At 60.2% G+C, this 22047-nt stretch carries 33 protein-coding genes, 1 tRNA gene and 1 pseudogene; 11 read left to right on the forward strand and 24 right to left on the reverse strand.

Translation table 11 applies throughout. The features are described from left to right. The first annotated feature begins 232 nt into the window (after positions 1-232). On the forward strand, positions 233-439 hold the full coding sequence (locus tag FHT79_RS07575) for a hypothetical protein (RefSeq protein WP_028756342.1): 207 nt from the start codon (positions 233-235) through the stop codon (positions 437-439). A 24-nt stretch (positions 440-463) separates the two neighbouring features. Continuing rightward, a complete protein-coding gene (locus FHT79_RS07580) occupies positions 464-703 on the forward strand; it encodes a DUF2934 domain-containing protein (protein WP_028759121.1) in 240 nt (79 codons plus the stop codon). Between the two features lie 711 nt (positions 704-1414). Here the strand turns inward: FHT79_RS07580 and FHT79_RS07585 are convergent. Next, the gene (locus FHT79_RS07585) at positions 1415-1609 is read right to left on the reverse strand and encodes a hypothetical protein (RefSeq protein WP_028759122.1); all 195 of its coding nucleotides are present in this window, start codon (positions 1607-1609) and stop codon (positions 1415-1417) included. 123 nt (positions 1610-1732) lie between these two features. On the opposite strand from FHT79_RS07585, the gene FHT79_RS07590 reads away from it, so the two are divergent. From FHT79_RS07590 to FHT79_RS07600, 3 genes are all read left to right on the forward strand, one after another. Continuing rightward, positions 1733-2458 (forward strand): LuxR family transcriptional regulator, encoded by a 726-nt coding sequence (locus FHT79_RS07590; RefSeq protein ID WP_028758644.1) that lies wholly within the window; start codon positions 1733-1735, stop codon positions 2456-2458. A 324-nt stretch (positions 2459-2782) separates the two neighbouring features. Further along, positions 2783-3448 carry an acyl-homoserine-lactone synthase gene (locus FHT79_RS07595; RefSeq protein ID WP_028758645.1) on the forward strand — a complete coding sequence of 222 codons (666 nt, stop codon included), beginning with the start codon at positions 2783-2785 and terminating at the stop codon, positions 3446-3448. Then, positions 3445-3636: a hypothetical protein gene (locus FHT79_RS07600; RefSeq protein ID WP_028758646.1), complete on the forward strand. Its 192-nt coding sequence runs from the start codon at positions 3445-3447 to the stop codon at positions 3634-3636. Before FHT79_RS07595 ends, FHT79_RS07600 begins: the two co-directional genes overlap by 4 nt. A 101-nt stretch (positions 3637-3737) precedes the next feature. Here FHT79_RS07600 and FHT79_RS07605 read toward each other — a convergent pair whose 3' ends face one another. Further along, positions 3738-4106 carry a response regulator gene (locus tag FHT79_RS07605; RefSeq protein ID WP_047611029.1) on the reverse strand — a complete coding sequence of 123 codons (369 nt, stop codon included), beginning with the start codon at positions 4104-4106 and terminating at the stop codon, positions 3738-3740. Between the two features lie 201 nt (positions 4107-4307). Between FHT79_RS07605 and FHT79_RS07610 the strand changes: the two genes are divergently transcribed. Continuing rightward, positions 4308-4383 (forward strand) — tRNA-Ile (locus FHT79_RS07610). Positions 4384-4524: 141 nt separating this feature from the next. Here the strand turns inward: FHT79_RS07610 and FHT79_RS07615 are convergent. The 3 genes from FHT79_RS07615 to FHT79_RS07625 all read right to left on the reverse strand — a co-directional run bounded on the left by FHT79_RS07615 (position 4525) and on the right by FHT79_RS07625 (position 6056). After that, positions 4525-4806 carry a hypothetical protein gene (locus FHT79_RS07615; RefSeq protein ID WP_183903190.1) on the reverse strand — a complete coding sequence of 94 codons (282 nt, stop codon included), beginning with the start codon at positions 4804-4806 and terminating at the stop codon, positions 4525-4527. 143 nt (positions 4807-4949) lie between these two features. Then, positions 4950-5105: a hypothetical protein gene (locus FHT79_RS07620; protein ID WP_183903191.1), complete on the reverse strand. Its 156-nt coding sequence runs from the start codon at positions 5103-5105 to the stop codon at positions 4950-4952. 180 nt (positions 5106-5285) lie between these two features. Next, positions 5286-6056 (reverse strand): DNA cytosine methyltransferase, encoded by a 771-nt coding sequence (locus tag FHT79_RS07625; RefSeq protein WP_183903192.1) that lies wholly within the window; start codon positions 6054-6056, stop codon positions 5286-5288. Between the two features lie 97 nt (positions 6057-6153). On the opposite strand from FHT79_RS07625, the pseudogene FHT79_RS07630 reads away from it, so the two are divergent. Next, a pseudogene (locus FHT79_RS07630) lies at positions 6154-6345 on the forward strand (ATP-dependent DNA ligase); the annotation flags it as partial. Positions 6346-6554: 209 nt separating this feature from the next. On the opposite strand, the gene FHT79_RS07635 reads toward FHT79_RS07630, so the two are convergent. Both FHT79_RS07635 and FHT79_RS07640 read right to left on the reverse strand, forming a co-directional pair. Further along, positions 6555-6866, reverse strand: coding sequence for a hypothetical protein (locus tag FHT79_RS07635; RefSeq protein ID WP_028827911.1), 312 nt, complete (start codon positions 6864-6866; stop codon positions 6555-6557). 320 nt (positions 6867-7186) lie between these two features. Beyond that, positions 7187-7891, reverse strand: coding sequence for an FkbM family methyltransferase (locus tag FHT79_RS07640; RefSeq protein ID WP_028758650.1), 705 nt, complete (start codon positions 7889-7891; stop codon positions 7187-7189). A 337-nt stretch (positions 7892-8228) separates the two neighbouring features. On the opposite strand from FHT79_RS07640, the gene FHT79_RS32060 reads away from it, so the two are divergent. Next, a complete protein-coding gene (locus FHT79_RS32060; RefSeq protein WP_028827910.1) occupies positions 8229-8423 on the forward strand; it encodes a hypothetical protein in 195 nt (64 codons plus the stop codon). A 102-nt stretch (positions 8424-8525) separates the two neighbouring features. Here the strand turns inward: FHT79_RS32060 and FHT79_RS07645 are convergent, their stop codons facing one another. After that, positions 8526-8714: a hypothetical protein gene (locus tag FHT79_RS07645; protein WP_028758651.1), complete on the reverse strand. Its 189-nt coding sequence runs from the start codon at positions 8712-8714 to the stop codon at positions 8526-8528. Between the two features lie 253 nt (positions 8715-8967). On the opposite strand from FHT79_RS07645, the gene FHT79_RS07650 reads away from it, so the two are divergent. Next, positions 8968-9114: a hypothetical protein gene (locus FHT79_RS07650; RefSeq protein WP_183903193.1), complete on the forward strand. Its 147-nt coding sequence runs from the start codon at positions 8968-8970 to the stop codon at positions 9112-9114. Positions 9115-9177: 63 nt separating this feature from the next. On the opposite strand, the gene FHT79_RS07655 is transcribed toward FHT79_RS07650, so the two are convergent. Beyond that, on the reverse strand, positions 9178-9729 hold the full coding sequence (locus FHT79_RS07655; protein WP_028758652.1) for a hypothetical protein: 552 nt from the start codon (positions 9727-9729) through the stop codon (positions 9178-9180). 328 nt (positions 9730-10057) lie between these two features. Here FHT79_RS07655 and FHT79_RS07660 point away from each other — a divergent pair, with 328 nt between their 5' ends. After that, positions 10058-10798: an SIMPL domain-containing protein gene (locus FHT79_RS07660; RefSeq protein WP_028756007.1), complete on the forward strand. Its 741-nt coding sequence runs from the start codon at positions 10058-10060 to the stop codon at positions 10796-10798. 326 nt (positions 10799-11124) lie between these two features. On the opposite strand, the gene FHT79_RS07665 is transcribed toward FHT79_RS07660, so the two are convergent. The 7 genes from FHT79_RS07665 to FHT79_RS07695 form a co-directional block, all read right to left on the reverse strand. After that, positions 11125-11484 (reverse strand): hypothetical protein, encoded by a 360-nt coding sequence (locus tag FHT79_RS07665; protein WP_018242957.1) that lies wholly within the window; start codon positions 11482-11484, stop codon positions 11125-11127. Between the two features lie 175 nt (positions 11485-11659). Further along, a complete protein-coding gene (locus FHT79_RS07670) occupies positions 11660-11965 on the reverse strand; it encodes a hypothetical protein (RefSeq protein WP_028756008.1) in 306 nt (101 codons plus the stop codon). 166 nt (positions 11966-12131) lie between these two features. Continuing rightward, positions 12132-12554, reverse strand: coding sequence for a secondary thiamine-phosphate synthase enzyme YjbQ (locus FHT79_RS07675; RefSeq protein WP_183903194.1), 423 nt, complete (start codon positions 12552-12554; stop codon positions 12132-12134). Between the two features lie 96 nt (positions 12555-12650). Beyond that, positions 12651-13004, reverse strand: a complete 354-nt coding sequence (locus tag FHT79_RS07680; RefSeq protein ID WP_028756010.1) for a DUF1428 family protein — start codon at positions 13002-13004, stop codon at positions 12651-12653. A 110-nt stretch (positions 13005-13114) separates the two neighbouring features. Continuing rightward, positions 13115-13714 carry a DUF922 domain-containing protein gene (locus FHT79_RS07685; RefSeq protein ID WP_028756011.1) on the reverse strand — a complete coding sequence of 200 codons (600 nt, stop codon included), beginning with the start codon at positions 13712-13714 and terminating at the stop codon, positions 13115-13117. Between the two features lie 83 nt (positions 13715-13797). Continuing rightward, positions 13798-15018 (reverse strand): MFS transporter, encoded by a 1221-nt coding sequence (locus tag FHT79_RS07690; RefSeq protein ID WP_028756012.1) that lies wholly within the window; start codon positions 15016-15018, stop codon positions 13798-13800. 142 nt (positions 15019-15160) lie between these two features. After that, positions 15161-15880, reverse strand: a complete 720-nt coding sequence (locus FHT79_RS07695; RefSeq protein WP_028756013.1) for a Crp/Fnr family transcriptional regulator — start codon at positions 15878-15880, stop codon at positions 15161-15163. Between the two features lie 135 nt (positions 15881-16015). Between FHT79_RS07695 and FHT79_RS07700 the strand changes: the two genes are divergently transcribed. Next, complete coding sequence (locus FHT79_RS07700; RefSeq protein ID WP_028756014.1) at positions 16016-16261, forward strand: hypothetical protein; 246 nt, start codon at positions 16016-16018, stop codon at positions 16259-16261. Between the two features lie 145 nt (positions 16262-16406). Here FHT79_RS07700 and FHT79_RS07705 read toward each other — a convergent pair whose 3' ends face one another. From FHT79_RS07705 to FHT79_RS07740, 8 genes are all read right to left on the reverse strand, one after another. Beyond that, positions 16407-16664 (reverse strand): hypothetical protein, encoded by a 258-nt coding sequence (locus FHT79_RS07705; RefSeq protein WP_028756015.1) that lies wholly within the window; start codon positions 16662-16664, stop codon positions 16407-16409. A 75-nt stretch (positions 16665-16739) separates the two neighbouring features. Then, complete coding sequence (locus FHT79_RS07710; RefSeq protein WP_028758343.1) at positions 16740-17138, reverse strand: DUF427 domain-containing protein; 399 nt, start codon at positions 17136-17138, stop codon at positions 16740-16742. Between the two features lie 98 nt (positions 17139-17236). After that, a complete protein-coding gene (locus FHT79_RS07715) occupies positions 17237-17929 on the reverse strand; it encodes a phenylalanine--tRNA ligase beta subunit-related protein (RefSeq protein ID WP_028758342.1) in 693 nt (230 codons plus the stop codon). Between the two features lie 3 nt (positions 17930-17932). After that, positions 17933-18832, reverse strand: a complete 900-nt coding sequence (locus FHT79_RS07720; protein WP_028758341.1) for a DMT family transporter — start codon at positions 18830-18832, stop codon at positions 17933-17935. 82 nt (positions 18833-18914) lie between these two features. Further along, on the reverse strand, positions 18915-19718 hold the full coding sequence (locus tag FHT79_RS07725) for an AraC family transcriptional regulator (protein ID WP_028758340.1): 804 nt from the start codon (positions 19716-19718) through the stop codon (positions 18915-18917). 60 nt (positions 19719-19778) lie between these two features. Beyond that, positions 19779-20576 (reverse strand): APH(3')-II family aminoglycoside O-phosphotransferase, encoded by a 798-nt coding sequence (locus FHT79_RS07730; protein ID WP_028758339.1) that lies wholly within the window; start codon positions 20574-20576, stop codon positions 19779-19781. 102 nt (positions 20577-20678) lie between these two features. Next, complete coding sequence (locus FHT79_RS07735; RefSeq protein ID WP_165932205.1) at positions 20679-20840, reverse strand: hypothetical protein; 162 nt, start codon at positions 20838-20840, stop codon at positions 20679-20681. A gap of 108 nt (positions 20841-20948) precedes the next feature. Beyond that, the gene (locus FHT79_RS07740; protein ID WP_028758338.1) at positions 20949-22046 is read right to left on the reverse strand and encodes a DUF930 domain-containing protein; all 1098 of its coding nucleotides are present in this window, start codon (positions 22044-22046) and stop codon (positions 20949-20951) included. Position 22047 lies beyond the last annotated feature (1 nt).

Here is a 22047-nt window from a genome sequence, read left to right on the forward strand (position 1 = left end):
ATAAAGCCATTTATCGGCCGCCGCGAAAGCCAATTTCATAACCGGCTGAAATTCTTGCATTTTTTAGGCGAAATTTTCTCAGGCGACACCCTTTTGGAAAATTCATGCCACCCGCGTTCAGACGCCCCAAAACGGTACGACGAGGCGAAAAAACCCTGAAAAATCACGGAACCTTTGTCGTTGTAATTTGTTTTGTTCTCATAATTCGCAAAACAGTCTGGGGTTATCACCAATGACGCAAATCCGTGAGCCGGAGCGCCGAAGCAGAATCCTGCGCGGCCGCCCCTATAGCCTTGATGAATTCGCTTCCAAATATGGCCTGCTGAGCGATCAGGCCGAAAGCCTGTTCACCCGTTTCGGGCCCTCCTCGATCGAACTCGACCTGCTGATGGCAGCCAAACGCCGGTCGCCGGTTCTGCCGGACAGAATTGCCGAATAACACTTTGACGAGTGGAATGGATAGATGAGCGACAGACGCCACGAATGGATCAGCAAAAGAGCTTACGCGATCTGGGAAGAACAGGGCCGGCCCATTGGCCGCGACGACCAACACTGGCGCCAGGCGGTTGCCGAACGCGATGTGCTTGAGCGTACAAAGGCCTCTTCCGATGGCCGCGAGGTGCTGGTGAAGTTTCGCCCGAGATCGCAGCAGCCCGAAATGCCGCAGCAAGACTGGGTCAATCCTTCCGCGAAGGTCGGCTGACCCCCATCCCATGCCGGCTTCAGCCGTTCGGCAGCGCTCGTTCATTGCCGGAGACCCCCGTGGCCGGCCTCGTCCTTAGAGGCCCCTGCGGGGCGCCTCACGATGAGGGCGGAGAGAGGTCGCCGCTTGCCTCACCGGAGAGCTGAGCGACAAGCTAAAGCCAGACTCTCTGCACGACACCACTCAGCACCACACAGCATACCGATCGCCCGCCTGCCACACGGCCGCCGATCAGCCCACACGGCACACCAATCAGCTCTCATCCTGAGATGCGCAAGCCGAAGGCCGGAGCCTCGAAGGACGGGGGATGGGTGCTGGGGCCGCTCCATTGCCGGAGCGGGACCCCGGTAGCCGGCCTTGCTTCTCTCGAGGCCCTGGCGCTTCAGGATGGAAAGAGTGCTCGGTTTGCCTTTCGCAAGAGAGCGTCAGCGACCGCACAGCGCAACCGTTTCCACAGACATCGTCGCTCCCGCCGCAAAGTCTCCATCAATCGTTTCGGAACAAGTCGATGAAATAATACGGATTTCTTAACCATAGATCCAGAACGCAGCGTCCGATCCTTTCACCACCAAATCGAATCACGACATGAATGAAGACGTATTCATCGGCAGTTTTGCAGAGCAGAAAGGCTGTGGGATTTGCCTGCCGACCGGCGGGGGTGTCATGCCTGAATTGCGGAGAAGAGGCTGAGCCGTTCGGGAAGGCCGATCGTCAGAAAGCGTTGGTTTCCTGGCAGAGCGCCCGGTGAACCTCGGTCCAGAACAGTGCCAGCGACCTATCGCCGTTGCGTTCGGCAACGAGGGCGCGGATCAGCGCTTCGGAGCCTGCCATGTCCTGCCAACTGGATTTCAGGCCCTTGGCGGCCTGTTGGCATTCGGCAATCTCGAATGGTCTCTTGCTGTCCATATGAGGTCTCCTCATGACAGGCGCTAGCAGATGGGACCCGAATTGTCATTCCCCGCATATGTGGGGATGCCTTGTATTTATGACGGCCCTCGCGGTAGGATTGAGGGAATTGGGGCAGTGGAAATGATTGAGAATACCTATAGCGAAAAGTTCGAGTCCGCTTTCGAACAGATCAAGGCCGCGGCCAATGTGGATGCCGCCATCCGCATTCTGCAGGCGGAATATGGCCTCGATTTCGTCACATACCATCTCGCCCAGACGATCGCCAGCAAGATCGATTCGCCCTTCGTGCGCACCACCTATCCGGATGCCTGGGTCTCCCGCTACCTCCTGAACAGCTATGTGAAGGTCGATCCGATCGTCAAAGAGGGCTTCGAACGGCAACTGCCCTTCGACTGGAGCGAGGTCGAGCCGACGCCGGAGGCCTATGCCATGCTGGTCGACGCCCAGAAGCACGGCATCAGCGGCAACGGCTACTCCATTCCCGTCGCCGACAAGGCGCAGCGCCGCGCCCTCCTGTCGATGAATGCCCGCATACCGGCTGACCAATGGGCCGAACTCGTCCGCCGCTGCCGCAACGAATGGCTCGAGATCGCTCATCTGATCCACCGCAAGGCCGTCTACGAGCTGCATGGCGAGAACGATCCGGTGCCGGCACTGTCGCCGCGCGAAATCGAGTGCCTGCACTGGACGGCGCTCGGCAAGGACTACAAGGATATTTCGGTCATCCTGGGCATATCCGAGCACACCACGCGCGATTATCTGAAGACCGCCCGCTTCAAGCTCGGCTGCGCGACGATCTCGGCCGCCGCCTCGCGGGCCGTGCAATTGCGCATCATCAATCCCTAGAGCCTTTCCTGGTCAGATTGCAGCATTCTGTTGGCTCAAACGGAGTCGGATGGTCGACCGGCCGGCGCGCGGCGTAGCCCGGCTCTACGGCCAAGCCGGCCGGTCGATCAGCTGGCCCGTTTCAGCCAACCCTCCGGCAGAATGCTTCAAGCTGACCAGGAAAAGCTCTAACTCGTTTGTCGTCGCATGTCGTGATCGCAAGATCTCACTTTTGCGCGGCAGGCTCTGCCCCCCTCATCTGAGGGGGCCCATCTGAGGGAATTTCCGATCCGGCCCGCCTGAACCATTCTGCCTTCCACGAACTTGAAAACGCTGGAGGGCAAAATGTTCGTTATCATTCAGGCACATGAGTATCAGAAATACGCTGCCGTACTCGACCAGATGTTTCGCCTGCGCAAGAAGGTGTTCGCCGATACGCTCGGCTGGGACGTGCCCGTCATCGGCCCTTACGAACGCGACAGCTACGATTCGCTGGCTCCCGCCTATCTCGTCTGGTGCAACGACAGCCGCACCCGTCTTTATGGCGGCATGCGCCTGATGCCGACGACGGGCCCGACTCTCCTCTACGACGTGTTCCGCGAGACCTTTCCCGATGCCGCCGATCTCATCGCCCCCGGCATCTGGGAAGGCACGCGGATGTGCATCGATGAAGAGGCGATCACCCGGGATTTCCCCGGCATCGATGCCGGCCGCGCCTTCTCCATGATGCTGCTTGCGCTTTGCGAATGCGCGCTCGATCACGGCATCCATACGATGATTTCCAACTACGAGCCCTACCTCAAGCGCGTTTACAAGCGCGCAGGCGCCGAAGTGGAAGAACTTGGCCGCGCCGACGGCTACGGCAAATATCCCGTCTGCTGCGGCGCCTTCGAAGTTTCGGACCGCGTGCTGCGCAAGATGCGCGCCGCCCTCGGCCTCACCCTACCCCTTTATGTCAGGCACGTGCCGGCTCGCTCGGTCGTGACCCAATTCCTGGAGATGGCAGCATGAACCGCCTCGCTGAAACCACCACGCAGAAGGATATCGGCGCGCTGGAACGCCATGTCCTCGCATCCCGCGACCTCGCCACGCAGATAGGGGATCCCTTCCTCTCCTATCTCCTCTCGATGGCGCTGTTCACGATCTACGAGAAGAAAGCCCATCACGAGAACGAGGCGCTGAAGAGCAGCTTCAGCTGAGGGCGCCGTTCCCCTCCGCCGTGCCTGAAGACGAGCCATGTCTCCCGGCGCCTCGCGCGCAGCCGCAAAACCAGTCCCCGTTTTGCGGCTGCGCGGCGTTACTACGTCATCAGGGAATTGATCGTCGAAATCAGCGTGTCGTGCATATAGGGCTTCGGCAGGAAAGCCGTATTGGCGGGTAGCGCCATCGGATCGAGCCGCACCATGCCCGAGGTGATGATGATGCCGATGTTCGGCCGCATCGCCCTCACCCGATTGGCAAGCTGGAGACCGTCCATCGAGCCGGCCATGTTGACGTCGGTGAACAGGATATCGACATCCTGCCTGCCCTTCAGCACCACCAGCGCCTCATCGGCATTCGCCGCCTCCAGCGCCACATGGCCGACATCCTCCAGCACATCGAGGATATTGAACCGGATCAGCGGCTCATCCTCCACGATGAGCACCACGGCACTGTTCAAAGCCACCATCTTCGATCGCCCTTTTCATGCGGAATTTCACTTGAATAAGTGTAGCCCAGGCGGGAAGGTTCCAGTGGCCGCCCACGAAATATGCATCGTCCACAGATGCGTGCGCTCTCCGCTTGTGGCTCCCTCGGATTTGCGTTAGAGCGGAACCCGTGCTGCGGGAACCATTGCCCCGGCACCCAAGCGCCGGACACCCGGCGCCAAGGGCCTGTAGCTCAATGGTTAGAGCCGGCGGCTCATAACCGCTTGGTTGGGGGTTCGAGTCCCTCCGGGCCCACCATTCAACTCTCTAAGATCCTGTTTTTACTGCTGTAGTCGGTGTAGCCGGACGCGAAATTTCGGAATTTTGACACGTAATTCCGGAATTTTGAAATCCTTGAGGGTCGCTCAAAGTCGCCTCAAAAGGCCCTCACAGCTAATTTCATTTTAGAAGACCAAGTGATTTTGCTGTTGCCTTCGTAATCGTACACTCGGAAACACCGGGCTCAGACACCAGGATGACGGCGCCGTGGATATAAGAGAGAGCTTCGGGATCGGATAGGCCCGCATCGACGAAATAGCGTTCAAGGGCATTCTGGTCGATTTCGTAGTCACATGTCTTGGAGAAGGCGATGATTTGCGCGAGCCCACTCGCTTCGTTCCTTTTAGCTGAATTCATCTCAGCCGAGACCTGGCTGGCTGTGCCAAGAACAAAGAGTGCCAACGCACAACATCCCGTGTAACGCAATGATCTATCCCTCAATGATTAATTCCGAAGCTTTGGTACCTTTTCCGCCCGAGGGTGAATAGGTCAATTCGGTTGCTTCGCATAAGAGAACCCCGCCGCATCTCTGCGACGGGGTTTTATCATTTACGCCGGTAGAACATATCGTAGATCGTCAGCAAAAGGGCAAGTATTCCTGCCACTCCCGAAGCGATTGCGATGGCCTGGTTGAGATCCATGGCCTTATCCTTTCGAACAGCGCCGAAAGGATCGTCTTGCAGGGTATTATCACCATTCATGGCCCTTCGGTCAGTGAACGTGGTCTTCTTCACCTCCCTGAGGCGCGACCACGCATGGCGCTAGGCTTCAATCCAACCACCAGGCGCGCAGAGCTGCTTAACACCCCTGAAGGCAAGCTCTTTGGCGGCATTCTATTTGCCTATCTGCGATGATGAGAAATGCGAAATGATTCTTCAAGATTAGAGCAAGCTCAAATGCGCATTTTTGAGAGTTCTCCACGCATACGCTGCAGCCAGACTGACCACCCCGTTACCGGCTGCATCGGATCGGTCCATCCGATCGGCCAACCCATGATCCAATCCGAAAAGTTCGGGTTGAAGGTCAGGGCGGACGTCGAGGATCGGGGCCCAGCGTTCAAACTGAGATGGAGCGGGCGGGAATAAGGGAAGCTGAAAGACTTCGTCGGCCGAGCCCCGCACGCTTTCATCAACATCCAGATCTGCGTCCAGAGCCGCGCGGCCTTGCCAATCCCAAATTGTGAACCCGCCTGAGACGCATCGTCCCTCATCCTGAATTGGCAATTCACCAACTCCAACTCGATCCGCGTGCAATATGGAGACTTTGTCGGCGTGGGCCACAATGAAGAGCCGGCGCCGTATCTGGCTAGCACCGGTTTCGAGCGCGCTGAACAGGCCCGCTTTGACTGTAAAGCCCAGCTCGCGAAGTTGCCTGAAGACGGTGTCGGCTCCCAAGGACATATGGCCTTCGACGTTTTCGAAGAAGCACCATTCGGGGTCGAGTTCACCAATGATGCGTTTGATCTGCGGCCAAAGGTGTCGAGGATCATTTTCGCCGCGGCGTCGGCCGGCAAGGCTGAAGGGCTGGCACGGATATCCTCCAGTGAGGATATGAACCTTGCCACGCCAAGGGCGGCTGTAGTGCGTCTCGTCCGGCGAAGGTTGCTCGTAGAGGAGCGAGCCTACCGGGAATATGGTGGTGGAAGTCTCCATACGCGTCAGTGTCCATGGGCCGGTGCCGGAAACGTCGATGCAAACCGCGCCTGTGAACGTCGTGCCCGCCCCACCGCTGATATCGATGGTGTGTTAGCCAAACCTCCCCCTCGACCCGATGCCAGATCGCATCGAGCCGTGCCTGGCCTTGCTGAAAGCAAGGCCACCGAAGGGCGACGACTGGGTTTATGAAATCAAATGGGATGGATATCGCCTGTCGGTTCATGTCGAGCCGACGCGCATTCGCATTCTGACGCGCGGCGGCCATGACTGGACAGATCGTTTCCCGTACCGCGGTTATTGCGCCCCCCGCCTAGCTCTAAATCAGCAGCCCCCTAATCCTTGCGAAAATTCACGAGGCGCATAAATTCAATCTATCGGATAGCTTTTGCTGGTGACCACGGATGTACTGGCACCGTGCGATGCAATCAAAGAAAGGTCGGCGCGAGCATTCGCCCGACCTTTCTTTTTATAGGTTGGCGCCCGTGGCAGTGCCGACTAAAAATCGAAATACACAGTCACTCCTGACCGACGACGATAGGAGTAATCGTCGCGATAGCCGTAATAGTCGCGATGACCGTAATACCGCGGACGGTAGCACGAGCCATAATACCTGCAGTCGCGGTAGGCGTATCGCTGTTTCCAGTGGCGATTTGCATGCCATTTCCCATGTTTCCGGTGTTTGACCTGCTCGACGTCTGGGGTGTGCAGTTGTGCTGCGTTCGGCACGACAATCGGCGTGGCGTTTAGCGGCAGGGCGAACGATGCAGACAAGACAATGGCTGCAAGTGACGAAAAAAGCATCTTCATCGGATCATCCTTTCAGGCTTCGATTCTGGGTTAACAAGGATTAACCTCCGATGAACGCGCGCTTCTCAGAAAAACACCGGCCGTTGGACTTCCTTCGGCTCGGCGGACGTGATTTTTTGGAATTTTGACACGAGGTTCCCGAAAAGCCCAATCAGGTCTTAAGGACGGCTCAAGGAGCGTTTAAACCGTTCTCAAAGGGCCGGCAAAATATCCTCCCGCCCGAGGTCCAATCCCGTCCGATTTCCGAGCGCTTTGCCGCGACGCGCCAGCGGTCATTGCCGCTGAAGGTCGGCCGGCGGTGGTGGGCACACTAAGTGCGCTTATAGATCGTCGCGGATAGAAAAAACGTAGTTGTAAGGCGTTCCGGAAGAGCCCTTCCGGACCTCGTCGATCGACAGGGAACGAAATTTTCGATCTTTCAGGCAATATACAGAATATCCAAACGGCTTAAGATAGTCGATCACACTGCCGACAGCGTTGGGTCGATGTCGGTCTTCCGCTTCGATAAGCAGATTTGGGCGATCCCGGTGCAATATAGCCTCCGCGCCTTCGAGTACTTTTAGTTCGTGCCCTTCAACGTCGATCTTGATGAAGCCTACAGTGTCGAACTGATAGCTATCCAGGCGCCGGGTTGGAACGGAAATTTCTTCGACATTTTGCGTCGAAAGCCTATTCTGCTCCTCAATCGTGGCGCAGCCATCCATGCGCTGATCACTGGGGATCCGCATCGTTGCAACGCCAGCGCTGTCGGAAAGTGCGACCTGCTCCACCCGAACCGACGAACCAAGCGCGGCCTTCAGAAAAGCTACCATGTTAGGCTGAGGCTCGAAGGCGACGACATTGCGCGCATACTTGGTCAAGAACCAAGAATAGACACCGTAGTTCGCACCTATATCGATTGCAGTCTGGCTCCGACGGCTTAATCGATCGAGGATCCGAAGCTCGGGCTCACCATGGCGCCATTCTCGTGAAGCGCGCGTCCATAACCTGAACCGAGGTGGCGCAATCTTAGCAATATGAAGCATGTAGGCTCCCGGTAACTCGAAAGCATGCGCTATCCACTCGTCGAGCGGCGTGCCCCCGTTTTTTCACCTTCCGTGAATTGGCAACCAGTGGCTAGATCATCGATAGTTGATGCCTTGCGTGGCCGTTTCGCCAAGCCTAGTTCTTTAGGTGAAGCCGACGTAGCCGTGGATCCCTTCTGCAGGCATGGCCAAACAACCTTGATCGTGGCAGCAAGCGCTTGCGAAGGGGTTTTCAACAAATAACAAAATCTTGATCGGCAACGACAGTTATCAGGACGCCTCTTCGGCCCTACTTGCCACGAGTATACGGACACGTTGGACAGTGAAGGGTGGGGAGATGCTTCAAACGCGCAAACTATCGGGGGCCATGACAGCCGTCTTCGTCATTACCATGTCGGCATCGGCCTGCACCACGAGCCCAAACGACTCGATGCAAACGGGCTCGGTCGGGTATACCGCCCGGAGCGCTGACTTTGACCTCCGGCCTGCCTGCCGCGATGGATTCGGCAATGATCGTCCGTGCAGCTATTAGCGCGGGAAAAATTGGAAGTCTGATTGCAGCGATAGTTCGCCTCCAGCGATTGCCAGTCAGACGACTTCATTCGGCGGCATCATGCCCGGTCGGCGCAGATTTCTAATAGCTGCAAGAACGCCCATCGCTCGGCCTGAACCCACCACCGCAGGCTGGGTTGAGCGGCAGATCCTCGTGGTAGGAGCCGATCGAGGAGGTTTGGTCGACGCTTCCGGACGAAGTGCAGGCCGAGATGATCGAGGCAAGGCTGATCAGCGTTCCGGTCGCGATAAATGCGAAAAATCGGTTCATCTGAGCTTCTCCTTCGGAGGGGTATCGTTTTACCCCAAGCGGGCAATCTACCACGCCACGGCGACGACAGACGAGGATTTATCGTGGCCGACCGGCCTTAGCGGTCCGATCTAACGCCAATGTGATCAGCGTGCAGGCCATCTCCTCAAGCCATGCACTGTCGCATAACTGTCATGTGAAATTGCCCATTGTTCCGGCAGTCTGGGCAAAATATATGCTGTCGGCTAACAAAAAAAAGAATGAGTGAATTGCCATGAGTGCCATACAGAAACTTTTCCACCGCAATCTCCTGACCCGCTTCGTCTCCGGTCTCGGTGCGGTTCCCCAGCGCATTCGCGCCGCACGCGAAGAGCGCCAGCCCGCCATCCATCCATCCTTCATGGACGATTTCGGCGCCTAAGCGTCCAATACATTCCCCGGCCAACGGGTAGGGAAACGCCCCTACCCTCGCCGGCGCGCGTCCTTAGTTCACTGCGGGTGCAGCCGGTTCACCCCAGCTGGAAATGGGTTGGCCGGCCTTGGTCGCCACGCGCATGTCGTAGAGCGCGAGCGAAGCCTGGAGCTGCCGCATGTCGGTGCAGCGGCTGATGATGCCTCCGATATATTGCACGCAGTCGCTGGCGTTGCCCTGTACCGAGCCAGTCGCCCAATCCTTGACGACCCCGTCGGCGCCCACCAGGAAATAGGAAAGCCGGTTGTTCTGCGAAACGGTAGAGCTGCCGACCAGACCGACGAAATTCGTGCCGGTTTCGGTCTTGGCGCCGGGCGCCATGTGCCGGTAGATCGTCATGCCGTTCGTCAATGACGTCGCACCGATCATCGGCCCGAAGGTCGCTTCCGAGCCGGAAAGCCGCGCCATCGGCGACTGGCCGAGATTGGCGACCTCCGCATAGGGCTTGCCCAGCGCATAGCTGGTGTAAGAGCGGTTGGCGGCATTCTCCGCCTTTTCCGCCACCTGAGAGCAGCCCGCCAGACCGACGGCGAGGCTGATCGAAAGAATTGCCAAGAATCGCATGCTGCCCCCTTGCCGGCCGCACGATGTGCTGTGCGGCCGCCGCTTGTTCCTTAACCCGCCGTATTTGCTATCAGGTTTGCGGAATTTGGGAAGCGGTGGCGTCGCCACGTCGGTTGATGCGAGGCGAAGTATCGTTTGCCTGCACTTTACCGGTGTGCCGTGTGAGCCCCTCTGCCTGGCGGGGCAGAGAGGGTGACCGCGGCATATCCTCTCCTCGTTACTCCACATTTTTCTCGCGATGCGCATGCGCCTGTCTTTTCCGCCGCAATAGCTTCACAATCAACCGACAGAAAGCTGTTCAGGGAAACGACAACCAAGGAATGAAAACATGGCGCCGATCTACACCAGAACTGTTCTGATGACTGCCCTTTTGGCCCTGCCGCTGACCGCCGCAGCGCCGGCATTCGCGCAGGAGGTAAAGCCGCGCGAGCCGGTGATCTCGGTGACGGGCGACGGCGAATCGTCCGCAGCGCCCGATATGGCCGTCCTCAATCTTGCCGTCGTCAAACAGGCGAAAACCGCGCGCGAAGCGCTCGACGAGAACAACAAGGCGATGAACGACGTGCTGACCGCCCTGAAGAGCGGCGGCATCGCCGAGCGCGATCTGCAGACCTCCGGCTTTTCCATCCAACCACAATACAATTATCCGCAGCCCGTCGACGGCCAGCAGCAACAGCCGCAACTGGTCGGCTACCAGACCATCAATTCGGTCACCGTCAGGCTGCGCGATCTCGCCAAGCTCGGCCAGGTGATCGATCAGGCCGTCACCCTCGGCATCAACCAAGGCGGTGACATCCAGTTCACCAACGACAAACCGGAAGCCACTCTCGAAGAGGCACGCAAGGATGCCGTCGCCGATGCCGTCAAGAAGGCGAAGACGCTGAGCGAAGCCGCCGGCGTCAAGCTCGGCCGCATCCTCGAGATCAACGAGAATGTGCCGCGCGCCATGCCGCAGCCGGTCTATCGCGCCACGATGATGAAAGAAACCTCCGACACTGCCGTTCCCGTCCAGGGCGGCGAGAATAATTACAATGTCAGCGTCACCGTGACTTTCGCCATCGAGCAGTAAAAGGAGAGCACCGCGCGTTTGAAGAAACGTGCGGTGCTCAGGCTGCCGACAATACACGAGCAAGGGTTCAGCGTGACACGACCTCCCACCGCTTGGAGATCGACGAGAGGCAGCCCTCTATCCGCGTAAACCGGACAGCAGTGGCACAATTCCGAGGATGAGGCGGGGGCGAGCGAGATTTGTCGTTAAACGGAGCGCTCGGCGTCTTTTCAGACCCGCAGCGCTGTAAAAAGTCTTTCAAAAAGAAAACCGCCCTTGCCGATCCGGGAAGATTGGCAAAGGCGGTTCTGGCCGCCGGGGGAGACGAGGCGGTATTCTACTTGATATCAGCGGCGCAGGGCGGGGCAGCCGCGCACGTTGCCGAAGCTCATTTCATCGGGACCACGACGCGTCCAGCCCTGGACGATCACGCGGCGCGGGGTGATGTCGACGACGCGGGCGCGGCGGAAGCCGTAATCCCGGGCGAGATTTTCGGCGAGCTGCGGATTGCAGCCGCGCGACGGGCGGCCGTAGCCCGGAGGCGGACGGTCATAGCCCGGAGGCGGACGGCGGTAATCCTGTGGCGGACCACGGTCCGGCTCGCCGATAATGATATTCAACTGGGCGGCGGCCGGGGCCACCGTGCCGGCAAGAGTGCCGGCTGTCAGCATGACGGCAAGACCCGCCTTTGCCAAAAACTGCATCATCGAAAAACCTTTCGTTTGAAAGTCGGAGCGGTCGAGCCGCCCTCCCCACTCTCCACATTACGCCGAAGCGTCATTTGAGAATCACTCATACAGATCAGAGAAGAGACGGCTGAAAGTGTCGCCGTCAAGGCAAAACGGACCGGAAGCGCCGCTTCGGCGCCTCCGACCGCAGTCCTCAGCGCCGGATCAGCGGGCAGCCGCGGACATTCGCGAAGACCATTCTGTCCCAGCCGCGACGGTCGCGCCCTGCGACGACGACGACGCGCGGCGACATGCGGGTGACATGGGCTCTCCGCAGGCCGAAATCGCGCGCCTTATTCACGGCGTGTATCGGCGAGCAGCCGCGGATCGGCCGATGGTATTGTGCCTCGACGACGAAGCTCGTCTGCGGCCCCGCGGCGGCGGCCGTGGAAACAGTGGCCGGAATGGTGCAGAGGGCGAGCAGAGCGGCAAGCGAAGCCTTGGTGAGGAAATGCGTCATGGATGTCTCCGTCGATTGAATTCCAAGCTCTCCCTTCAGGGATTGTGTCGACAGTAAACGTTGCAAAATGAATGGTGTTCGAACCGGGCATTCAGTTTGCATTCACAACAGCATGATGCCGAAAACGTCGGCGGTTTCCGGCATTATCGACTCTCTCTTTCGATGTTCAGGGGCTGAGATGCAGCACGATCTCGCGCCGGTGCGGCCGGTCTCGAAGTTCGAAGAGATAGAGCCCCTGCCAGGTGCCGAGCATCAGCCGCCCCCTGGCGACGGGAATGCCGATGGAGACCTGCGTCAGCGCCGCCTTGATATGCGCCGGCATATCATCCGGCCCCTCGGCCCTGTGCACGATCCAGCTCATCTCGGGATCGGAGGCCGGCGGCACGAGACGGCGGAAGAAGGAGAGAAGATCGGTGCGCACATCGGGATCGGCATTTTCCTGGATCAGCAGCGAGCAGGATGTGTGGCGCACGAAGACGGTCAGAAGCCCCTCCTCCCGCCCCGAGGCGTTGACGAAAGCGCTCGCCTGGTCGGTGAATTCGTAAAGGCCCTGTCCGCGTGTGGACAGGCTAAGGATCGTCTGGGGCAAGGCGCTCTCCCATCTCGCAATGACATTCCCCGCGAGTTGGCGCACCGCTGGCGGCGAGTCAAGCTTGCCGGGGGAAGTCAAGGCTGCCTGGCGCCATCAGAGCTTGAGCAGCATCTCGAAGCCGCCATAAATCATCCGCTTGCCGTCGAACGGCATCTGCCATTGGTCGCCCTTGAGCCTCGGATCCTCCATCACCTTGGCATTGATATCGTCGCGCTCCCGGCGCGAGCCGTAGACGATCCAGGAAAACACCACCACCTCATCCGCCTTCGCCTGCACGGCGCGGGGAAAGGAGGTCAGTTCGCCATAGGGCACGTCGTCGCCGATGCATTCGACATATTCGAGCGCGCCATATTCCTTCCAGATCGTGCCGGCAAAGGTCGAGAACTTCTTGTAGGCCCCGACATTCTCCTTCGGCACCGCGACGATGAAACCATCGACATAGGACATTGCACTCCTCCTCTCATGTGTCTGTTATTGCGGGGGAGATAGGAGCTTGACCAAGCGGGTCCAGCCCGCTGGCGAGTGGTTGACGGCGCCGCTGATCAGCTTCGGCCCGATCAGGGACCATTCACCAGCTTCAAGATCAGTTGCTGGATATTGCCGCCGTCACCCATTTCGATCTTGTCGAAGTCGCGGCCGCGCTGGCGCTGGCGCATCGAGATCTCGCCGAGGCGCCGGGTCAGCTCGACCCGAATCTTCTTGCAATCGGGGTCATCGGCAACGGTGAGGCCGATGCTCGTCGCCTCGATTTCCTTGACCATTTCCTTGATGGTCACGCCATGCACGCGTTCATGGGCCGCAACACCCGATATAAAGGCCTGCCAGCTGCTGTCGACGGCCGCCGGCAGCTCGCTCGCCGGCTTCGGCAGCGTGTAGGTGATGATGAGCTTCGGCCGGTTGGTGACGATCACACAGGCATTGCCCTGCGGTTCGTATTTCCTCGTCCAGGTCAGCTTGAACGTCGTATGCGCGATCACCCGGCCCGTGACCCCGGCTTTCGGTCCCCGCGCCCCGATCGATTCGTAGAGTTCGGCCCCGGTCTTGCCGGATATCGAATAGGGCCGCACCTCCTCGACCGCCTGCCATTCGGCGAGCGCTGCCGCCGGCGCCAACGCGAAAAACGCCGTCAGCGCAGAAGATAGAAAATGTCTCGTCACGCGCCGCCCCGCCAAATGATTCCCGCCGCCGAACCTAATGGGACCGCTCCCGTCTTTCAACGCGGTTGAACGAGGCGCAAGCATCAGCCCTGCAGCGTCTTGACCCTGGTGAGATCGGGGAAGAGCCGCATCCACAGGACGACGACGACGATCGTGCCGAGCCCGCCGACGACGCCGGTGGCGACCGGCCCGAGGGCTGCAGCCATCATGCCCGATTCGAATTCGCCGAGCTGGTTGGAGGTGCCGATGAACAGCGAGTTGACGGCGCTGACACGGCCACGCATCTCGTCCGGCGTCAGAAGCTGTACCAGCGAGCTGCGCACGACAACGCTCACCGTATCGGAGGCGCCGACGACAAGCAGCGCCGCGACGGAAAGCGCAATATTGGTGGAGAGCGAGAAGACGATGGTGGCGACGCCGAACACCGCGACGGCGGCCAGCATCTTGCGCCCGACATTGCTTTCGAGCGGCCGGCGGGCAAGCACGATCGACATGGCGAGCGCGCCGATTGCCGGCGCTGCGCGCAGCAGGCCGAGGCCCCAGGGGCCGGCATGCAGGATATCGCGGGCAAACATCGGCAACAGCGCCGTGGCGCCACCGAGCAGCACCGCGAAGAGATCGAGCGAGATCGTGCCGAGCATGACAGGCCGGCTGCGGATGAAGGAGACGCCGGCAAAGACGGAAGCAAGCGTCACCGGCTCGCGCCTGGCAGGGCTCCATTGCATGCGGATCGAAATGACATTGAAGCTCGCAACGGCAAACAGCAGCGCCGCGATGGCAAAGGGCGCCACGGGATGAAGGCCATAGAGCAGGCCGCCGAGCGAGGGGCCGATGATCAGCGCCGTCTGCATCATCGAGGTGGACGTGGCGACCGCCTTCTGCAGCATCGAGGCCGGCACGATATTCGGCAGCAGCGCCGCCATGGTCGGCCGCTCGAAGGCGACGACGGCGCCAAGCACGGTGACGGCGGCAAGGATGCCGGCAGGCGTCAGCCATTGCTGCCAGGTGGCGATCGCCAGCACCAGCGCCGTCACCGCCTCGATCAACTGGCAGACAAGCCCGATGCGCCGCCGGTCGAACCGGTCGGCCACATGGCCAACGACAAAGGTCAGCACCGCCATCGGCAGGAACTGGCAGAAGCCGACGAGGCCGAGCGCAAAGGCGCTGTGCGTCTGATCGTAAATCATCCAGCCCATGGCGATGCCGATGGATTGGAAGGAAAGCGAGGAAAAGACGCGGGAGGCGGCGAAGTTCAGATAGCCGGGGTGGCGAAGAACGCTCCCCGGGCTTTGGGATATGTCCATTGCGATGTCACCGGCCGACGCGGCGAAGCCGTGGCCTTCATGGGGTTTTCAAAAATATTGGCACGTGTTCTGCCCCAATAAATGGTTTGTCAATTGCAATGAGCTGTTGTCACCGGATTGTGCAATGCTCGGCCTCACAAAGTTAGCGCGGTTCCCTGGAGATGCTGAGATAGCCGGGGTCGAATTCGGCGATTTCCTGCAGGCGTTCCCAGTCGACGATGGTGATCGTCCGGTTCTCCCAGGTGAACACCCCCTCGCGCCTCAACGCCTGCAGCGTCTTGTTCAGATGGACGACGGAAACGCCGAGCACGTCGGCCATCTCGATCTGCGTCAACGGAAACTGGAAGCTTGCGCCGCGCGTCCGCTTCACCACCTGCAGCCGCACGAAGAGTTCGCAGACGAGGTGAGCGATATGGGCGCGTTTGGAGCGCCGGCCCATGGCGACGATCCATTCCCGGTGAATGGCGCCATCGACCAACGTGTCGAGCCAGAGCAGCCGGGTCAGGTGCGGCATGCGCTCGGTGATCGCCCTGAGGTCGGCGTGATCGGCAAAGGCGACATGGCAGGACGACAGCGCAACGATGCCGTGATCCATCTTCTTGATCGGGAAAGCGTGCAGATCGACGAAATCGCCGGCGACATGCAGCGCCGTGATCTGGCGGCTGCCGTCGGCCATCACCTTGTAGCGCGCCGCAAAACCGTCGAGCAGTAGCGTGCTGTAGCCAGGCCTGCTTCCTTCGGAGACGAGATCCTCCCCGGCCGCAAAATACCTGTCTTTGACGATGATCGCCCTGAGATGGCTTTCCTCTTCATCCGACAGCACATCGCGGCTTCCAAGGTTGAGCAGCAGGGATTCAATCACGGGCCTGCCCCCCCGGATATCGCGAGGGGCCCGACCGATTTCGATGCAACCCAGTTTTTCTATAAGAATCAATGCCTAGCCTCGGGAACAATTGTCTTCATCTGTGATTTCCCCTCTAACGCGTAGGGAAAAACCATGGCTCGCTACTATTTCGATCTACACAACGGGGAAGGTCCCACGCGCGATGAGCACGGCACCGAGCTCAGATCTCGTGAAGACATTCCGAAGGAAGTGACCCGCATCCTGCTGGATGTGGCCCGGGACGAACTGCCTGCGGGTGACCGCATGACGATCGCCGTCACCGTTCGCAACGAGAAGGGCGATCCGGTCACGGTTGCCAGCCTCGTCTTCAACAATGAATGGCTCGACATCTTGCGATAGCGGCCGCTGTTCAAGGGCTGCCGCCGGTCACACATACGCATCAATCCGACTCGGTCGATTGTGACGCGACGCTAAGACCCGTCTTCATAGCCGACAATTAAATTTGACATAGTCTTTCGATTGCTTCGGCTCGATCGACAGCTATTCAAGGCTGGCGCGCCGATCGCGGTTCTTTCGAAATTTCTTCGAGAACCAGCCGGATTTCCGCCAGCGGCCGCCGGCTTTCATCGAAGAGTTCCACCGACAGCATATTCAAAGGCGCAGCCGGCAGGCCTTCGGCGGCCATCTCCGCGAGCACGCGCCGCGCCTCCGCTTTGGCAGCCTCGACGGAGTCAAAATCATATCCCGTCTCGGTCGCCCCGACGCCATCCCGATCGAAAAGCTGAAAGTAGAATTTCGGCACGACACATCCCCCGCTAGGTGAGCCTAACGGGCCGGCGGCAAACATGTTCCGCCGGAACGGCTGCAATGGGCGTCGTCAGAAGGTGCCGGCTTCCGGAGAGGCCATTTCCTCGATACCGTCGACACGGTCGGGGTAGAAGGCGAGATGGTCCTTGATATTACTGACCGCGGTATTCGGCGCCTCATAGGTCCAGACGGCATTCTTCGACCGCTCGCCGCCTGCAATGATGCTGTAATAGGAGGCATCGCCCTTATAGGGGCAATGGCTGGTGTGGTCGGTGCGCTGCAGCAGCGACATGTCCACATCCCTCCGCGGAATATACTGCACCGGCGGATAGGAGGCCTCGCGCAGCGTCAGCGCATCGTGTGTATCCGCGATGATCTTGCCGCCGAGCGTGACGACGACGCGGGAGGGATTGTGCTCGACGGTGATCGGGTGGTCCGGCCCCGGGATCTTGATCGTCTTGTCTGACATGGTGGTTCGTCTCCAGGAGATATCGGCCCCTTGGAGATAGGGCGGGCACGCTGCCGGCCCAAGGCCTGGAATGCCACCTTTGCTGAAGTGTCGCTCCCTTAGAATTCAAAATGCCGAGATTCTACGCTCAGCATCGCCGTTTTCGGCGCCGCCGGCCAATAGTGCGCGAGCGCATCGGCCACCGTGGCGACCAACCTTTCCAAGTCCTCACCGGCCGAAGCATGCAAGGCCTCGGCAACGATCAGCACCGAGCGCGTCGTCTGTCGCACGGCCGAAAGCCCACTCTGCCGGTTCGTCCAGCGCCGCGCATGCGCGTTCCCCGCCCCGTCTGCGAAGATCACCTCATTCGGCTCCGGATGTTCGCTCACGCCGCCGAAGGTCAAATAGGTCTCGTCACCCCCAGCCCGCCGAACCTCGAGATCGCCGACGATCATTTCGGCGTCGAAGACGGCGATCGGGATGGCAAAAGCGAGCGAAATCGCATTGCAGAGATCGATGAGCGGATGCAGGCGCGGCAGCGCATGGTCCTGACGGAAGCGGCGCAGCAGCGCCTCGGAAGCGCAGCGATATTGCGTCGGCTTCAACCCCATACGGGAAAAGCCACGCCGCCAGGCCTGGATTTCGGGGAATTCGCCTTCCTGCGTTTCGGCCAGCCGGGCCTCTGCGATCGCACTGAAACCTGCGATCGCCTCCTCGACATTGGCATCCGCATCGATGCCTCCCGCATGGAGCGCACCGGCGAGAAGCTCCGGAAAGACCTGCCATATGGTATCGGAATGGCTGAACTGCATGGTCTATCTCCCCTCGACGCGCTTCACCGCGACACGGCTCCCGGCAAAGGCCAGCCCGAGCACAGCGGCCAGCACGCAGGCGATGCCGGCGATCTGGCCAAGCCCGACCGGCTCGCCAAGGATGATGAAGGCAAGCATGACGGCGGAAACTGGGGCAAGTGCGGTGAAGAGCGCCGCTTCCGTGCCGCTCACCCTCTCCGCCCCCGCATACCACAATAGAAATCCGCCGACGGTCGGCACCAGCGCATAATAGACGACGGCGGCGACCGCGCTTCCCGACATGCCTTCTGCGAGAGGCGCTTCGAAAACAGCCGGGATGACGGCGACGATGAAGCCAATACCGGTCATCAGCGCCGACTGGGCAAGCGGCGCGATTTCCGTTTTCAGTTTTTTGTTCAGCAGGATGAACACTCCCTCGCAGACCACCGCCAGGAAGATCAGCGCATTGCCGGCAAGCGAGCCTCCTGCGGCCTCCGGCGTGGCGGCGATCGACAGCACGCCTGCCGTCGCCAGCGCCACGGCGAGAAGCAGGCCACGCTGCGGCCGTTCGCCAAGCAGCAGGATGGAGATTGCGGCCGACACCACCGGCAGCGTGCCGATGATGACACCGGCATCGGCCGCCGAGGTCAGGCTGAGGCCAGAAATTAGCAGCGTCGTATAGCCGACGCTACCGGCCCCGGCTTGAATGACGAGGATGAGGCGGTCTTTTCCGGAGAGCTTCGGCAGCCGCGCGCCGGTCGCCCGCATCAACACGAGAAAGATGGGAAAGGCGATGGCGAAACGCAACGCGGTGGCGCTGAACGGCGGCAGGCCTGATGCAATGAGCTTGCTTGATACAACCGTGCTTCCCACAGTCAGCATGGCCAGCGCCAGATAGAGATAACCTTGAACCTGTCTCGACATCCGCGTCTCCTGTTGGACGCGCCGAGAAAACAGCAGGAGCCTGTCAAAGGTCTTGAACGAAATTGCAGGCCTAGCCTGAGGTTCAGAGAAAGCCGCCGGCATAGAGGCGCGGCGACAGGCCGTATTTGCGCACGAAGACGCGCGTCATATGGCTCTGATCGGCAAAGCCGCTGGCAAAAGCCGCTTCCGCCAGCGGCATGCCCTGAGCAATCAGCCGCCGTGCAATATGGATGCGGGCCTGGACGAGATAGGCATGCGGTGTCAGTCCGGTCGCCTTGGCAAAACCACGCAGCACCTGGAAGCGGCTGAGCCCACTTTCCCGGGAGAGATCGGCAAGCGAGACGGCGGCAAGCGGATCGTCATCGATCAGCTCTCGGGCCGCACGGATCGACGCCGGCACCGGCGGCCTCTGTTCGGCGCCGCCGCGCTCGCGCATGACGTCGGCGACAAGTTGCAGAAGCAGTTCCTCGCAGAGCAGCCCGTCCGCCGCGGCGCCGGTTGCCGCACGGAACAGCGTTTCGAAGCGGCCGGCGATCGCGCGGTTACGGATGACGGGATGCGGGATTTCCGATCGCCCTGCCCCGCCTTCGCCGATCTCGTGCGCCAGACCGGTGACGATGGCGGGATCGAAATAGAGGATGCGCCAGGACCGTCGCTGGCCGATCGGCGCGCCGTCATGCACTTCGTTCGGATTGACCGTGATGATGTCGCCGGCCTCTGCCTCCACCATGCCGCGACCGCTCAGCGACGACTGTGCCCCGGCGGACATCAGGCCGATTCCGAACTGCTCATGCGTGTGGCGCGCGAAACTGTGATGCGTTTCCGCTTCTACCGCTTCGACGCCTATCAGCGCCGAGCGCAACATCCTGAACTGGTTTTTCGCCATCGTCTGTCCGCGGGTCCGATCGCCGGCCACTCTGCCAGCCGGACGGTGAGGAGGCAACGCCTAGAAGAACTCGTCGAGCAACTGATAGTAGTCGAGCCGTGCCGGATCCGTGGCCGGCATGCCGTAACGATCGAGGAAGGGCTGCACCAACGCCTCGCCGAAATTATAGGCGATGCTGCGGCAGGCGAGCGCGATATCCTGATAGCGGTCGGCGACGCCGAGGCGGCTGCAGTCGATATAGCCGGAAAATCCCTTTTCGGAGGCGATGAAATTCGGCAGGCAGGCATCGCCATGGGTGACGACGAGATCCTCGCGGCCTGGCCTTCTGCTTTCGAGTTCGGCAAACAGGGCCTCGGCGCTCTTTCCAAGTCGTGCCTCATCGAAATCGGTCTCGTCGACGATGCCGGCCTGCATCCGCGCTTTCGCCGCCGCAAGGCGTCTCTCCAGCCGATGATCGAAAGGGCAGGATGCGATCGGCAGCCGATGCAGGTCGAGAAGGGCTACCGCCAGCAGTTCGACCCGCGCAAACGGCGTCAGCGCCGACGCGCTGGCGAGGTCACAACCCGGCAGCGCGCTGATCAGCAGCCGGTTGTGCGCACCGTCGCTATCCTCTGCTATGACATCGGGACAGGGCAGACCGGACGCCTTGAGCCAACGAAGCCTGGCTGCCTCGTCGGCGAGCTCGCCGAAAGGAGCGGCCTGTTCGACCTTCAGATAAAGCGTCGGCAATCCGAGAGCTTCGAGCCGGAAGACGCTCGCCGCAGAACGTCCGAGCGCATCGCGCTCGAACCGGTATCCGGCCAGGCCGGCATCAAGCGCGCCCGCTGCCAGCAGTTGATCGTCTTGGGAATTCGACATGATATCCGTGCCATTGACACTGCCGCATTATCCCGACAGGGCGATGCACTGCAAGCGGCACGATCGGTCAGCGCATATCGGCGCTGGACGCCCTCTGCGACCTCAATGAACAGTTTCGGGGGGCGCGGCTTCGAGAAGGATTTCAAAAGCCTCTTCCAGAGCAGCCACCAGAATATCGGTCAGCTCGTCGCCTTTGTTTTCCAGGAACAGCGCGCTCACGGCTTCGTCCTGACGCTCAAGAAAACGCTCGATCTCGTTCGACATATCATTGTCCCTTCTTCACCGTAACCATCACGGCCATGAGAAGAGGCTAGGTGCGGTTCCTTGCGCGTGGCTTGTTCCTGATAAGACCGCAATCCAGGATCGCGAGGACTAGTCACGAATTTCATATTTCGCATACTGACTGCGGGGGATCAATCCGCCAACTTCGTGGGCAAACGACACGATTTTCGTCGCTCCCTCATCCAACTCGCAACGGAAGCGAACATGGTACCAGCCTCTAGCTGTGCCAAAGGCTGCATCCGGCACATCAAGGACGGTCCCGCTTCGCAACCCGAAACTGGGCAATGCGGACGGGAAGTAACTCGGCGAACCATGAACGAGTTGGGCCTGAAGCTCGGTAGTGCAGAGCGTGGCCACCCGCTCTTTGCGCGGGAGGCCATCGATCGCAGTCTGAGCAAGCAAATTGCCATCTCCCATGCGCGAAAACAGCGTTTTTGCCTTGGGCAGATCGTTGTTTTTAGCGACCGTTTTCGACTTTTCAGCGGTCGTCTGCTCCGGTGGTTTGGCCTGCTCGATACTCGTCGTGGCTTCGCCAGACACATCTGTCGGCGGCCGATTGGGCTTCGGAGAAACCTCCGTTGTCGCAACCTCTGGAAGCTTCACATCATCCGGGACGGGCTTTGAAGCAGGCGTCTCGGTTTCAGGTTTTTCCGCAGCAGCCTGTGCCGGCCTCTGCTCCGGTTCCGCATCACGCTCCGGTGGAATTGATGCCGGTTTGGCTTCGCCTTGAGAAGATTTTCCCTCCAACGATTTTTCAGGGCCGCTGTTCTTATCACCAAACTCGATGACAGGGTTCAGGGTCGGCATCGGCCTCCCTTGCTGAGGCACTTTCTTAGTCGCCGGTGGCGGTGGTGGTGGTGGTGGTGGCGGTGGTGGCTGCTTCTTGGCCTCTTCCGGCGGCTTCGGCTCCGGTGGTTTTTCCTCGGGCTTGGGCTCCGGCTTCTTTTCCTCCGGTGGCGGAACGAGTTCCACCTTCACGCTCTCGTCTTCCGCGGGCTTCGGATCGATCTTCGGCAGCCCGAAAATCAGAAGAGCAATGATGGGAATATGCGCGACAACGGACGCGACGATGCCCCAGCGGATTTCAGGCCGCTGTTTTCCCGTTTCATGCTGCGTTTCCGCTGGTTCCACGTCTTCTTCTGTCACAGCAGCGATGTGGCCTCTAAAGCCGGCAGCATCAAGCCACAAA

Source organism: Rhizobium sp. BK212 (assembly GCF_014197475.1).
Lineage (GTDB): Bacteria > Pseudomonadota > Alphaproteobacteria > Rhizobiales > Rhizobiaceae > Rhizobium > Rhizobium anhuiense.

What these genes read in the sequence shown, in the direction of transcription:
- FHT79_RS07720 (WP_028758341.1), bottom strand. Translation starts at nt 18,832, where the DNA reads ATGTCGAGACAGGTTCAAGGTTATCTCTATCTGGCGCTGGCCATGCTG.
- FHT79_RS07600 (WP_028758646.1), top strand. Translation starts at nt 3,445, where the DNA reads ATGAACCGCCTCGCTGAAACCACCACGCAGAAGGATATCGGCGCGCTG.
- FHT79_RS07620 (WP_183903191.1), bottom strand. Translation starts at nt 5,105, where the DNA reads ATGAATGGTGATAATACCCTGCAAGACGATCCTTTCGGCGCTGTTCGA.
- FHT79_RS07605 (WP_047611029.1), bottom strand. Translation starts at nt 4,106, where the DNA reads ATGGTGGCTTTGAACAGTGCCGTGGTGCTCATCGTGGAGGATGAGCCG.
- FHT79_RS32060 (WP_028827910.1), top strand. Translation starts at nt 8,229, where the DNA reads ATGCTTCAAACGCGCAAACTATCGGGGGCCATGACAGCCGTCTTCGTC.
- FHT79_RS07580 (WP_028759121.1), top strand. Translation starts at nt 464, where the DNA reads ATGAGCGACAGACGCCACGAATGGATCAGCAAAAGAGCTTACGCGATC.
- FHT79_RS07725 (WP_028758340.1), bottom strand. Translation starts at nt 19,718, where the DNA reads ATGGCGAAAAACCAGTTCAGGATGTTGCGCTCGGCGCTGATAGGCGTC.
- FHT79_RS07590 (WP_028758644.1), top strand. Translation starts at nt 1,733, where the DNA reads ATGATTGAGAATACCTATAGCGAAAAGTTCGAGTCCGCTTTCGAACAG.
- FHT79_RS07655 (WP_028758652.1), bottom strand. Translation starts at nt 9,729, where the DNA reads ATGCGATTCTTGGCAATTCTTTCGATCAGCCTCGCCGTCGGTCTGGCG.
- FHT79_RS07700 (WP_028756014.1), top strand. Translation starts at nt 16,016, where the DNA reads ATGGCTCGCTACTATTTCGATCTACACAACGGGGAAGGTCCCACGCGC.
- FHT79_RS07595 (WP_028758645.1), top strand. Translation starts at nt 2,783, where the DNA reads ATGTTCGTTATCATTCAGGCACATGAGTATCAGAAATACGCTGCCGTA.
- FHT79_RS07645 (WP_028758651.1), bottom strand. Translation starts at nt 8,714, where the DNA reads ATGAACCGATTTTTCGCATTTATCGCGACCGGAACGCTGATCAGCCTT.
- FHT79_RS07665 (WP_018242957.1), bottom strand. Translation starts at nt 11,484, where the DNA reads ATGATGCAGTTTTTGGCAAAGGCGGGTCTTGCCGTCATGCTGACAGCC.
- FHT79_RS07625 (WP_183903192.1), bottom strand. Translation starts at nt 6,056, where the DNA reads ATGGAGACTTCCACCACCATATTCCCGGTAGGCTCGCTCCTCTACGAG.
- FHT79_RS07735 (WP_165932205.1), bottom strand. Translation starts at nt 20,840, where the DNA reads ATGTCGAACGAGATCGAGCGTTTTCTTGAGCGTCAGGACGAAGCCGTG.
- FHT79_RS07660 (WP_028756007.1), top strand. Translation starts at nt 10,058, where the DNA reads ATGGCGCCGATCTACACCAGAACTGTTCTGATGACTGCCCTTTTGGCC.
- FHT79_RS07640 (WP_028758650.1), bottom strand. Translation starts at nt 7,891, where the DNA reads ATGCTTCATATTGCTAAGATTGCGCCACCTCGGTTCAGGTTATGGACG.
- FHT79_RS07635 (WP_028827911.1), bottom strand. Translation starts at nt 6,866, where the DNA reads ATGAAGATGCTTTTTTCGTCACTTGCAGCCATTGTCTTGTCTGCATCG.
- FHT79_RS07575 (WP_028756342.1), top strand. Translation starts at nt 233, where the DNA reads ATGACGCAAATCCGTGAGCCGGAGCGCCGAAGCAGAATCCTGCGCGGC.
- FHT79_RS07710 (WP_028758343.1), bottom strand. Translation starts at nt 17,138, where the DNA reads ATGTCAGACAAGACGATCAAGATCCCGGGGCCGGACCACCCGATCACC.
- FHT79_RS07585 (WP_028759122.1), bottom strand. Translation starts at nt 1,609, where the DNA reads ATGGACAGCAAGAGACCATTCGAGATTGCCGAATGCCAACAGGCCGCC.
- FHT79_RS07690 (WP_028756012.1), bottom strand. Translation starts at nt 15,018, where the DNA reads ATGGACATATCCCAAAGCCCGGGGAGCGTTCTTCGCCACCCCGGCTAT.
- FHT79_RS07650 (WP_183903193.1), top strand. Translation starts at nt 8,968, where the DNA reads ATGAGTGCCATACAGAAACTTTTCCACCGCAATCTCCTGACCCGCTTC.
- FHT79_RS07680 (WP_028756010.1), bottom strand. Translation starts at nt 13,004, where the DNA reads ATGTCCTATGTCGATGGTTTCATCGTCGCGGTGCCGAAGGAGAATGTC.
- FHT79_RS07730 (WP_028758339.1), bottom strand. Translation starts at nt 20,576, where the DNA reads ATGTCGAATTCCCAAGACGATCAACTGCTGGCAGCGGGCGCGCTTGAT.
- FHT79_RS07715 (WP_028758342.1), bottom strand. Translation starts at nt 17,929, where the DNA reads ATGCAGTTCAGCCATTCCGATACCATATGGCAGGTCTTTCCGGAGCTT.
- FHT79_RS07670 (WP_028756008.1), bottom strand. Translation starts at nt 11,965, where the DNA reads ATGACGCATTTCCTCACCAAGGCTTCGCTTGCCGCTCTGCTCGCCCTC.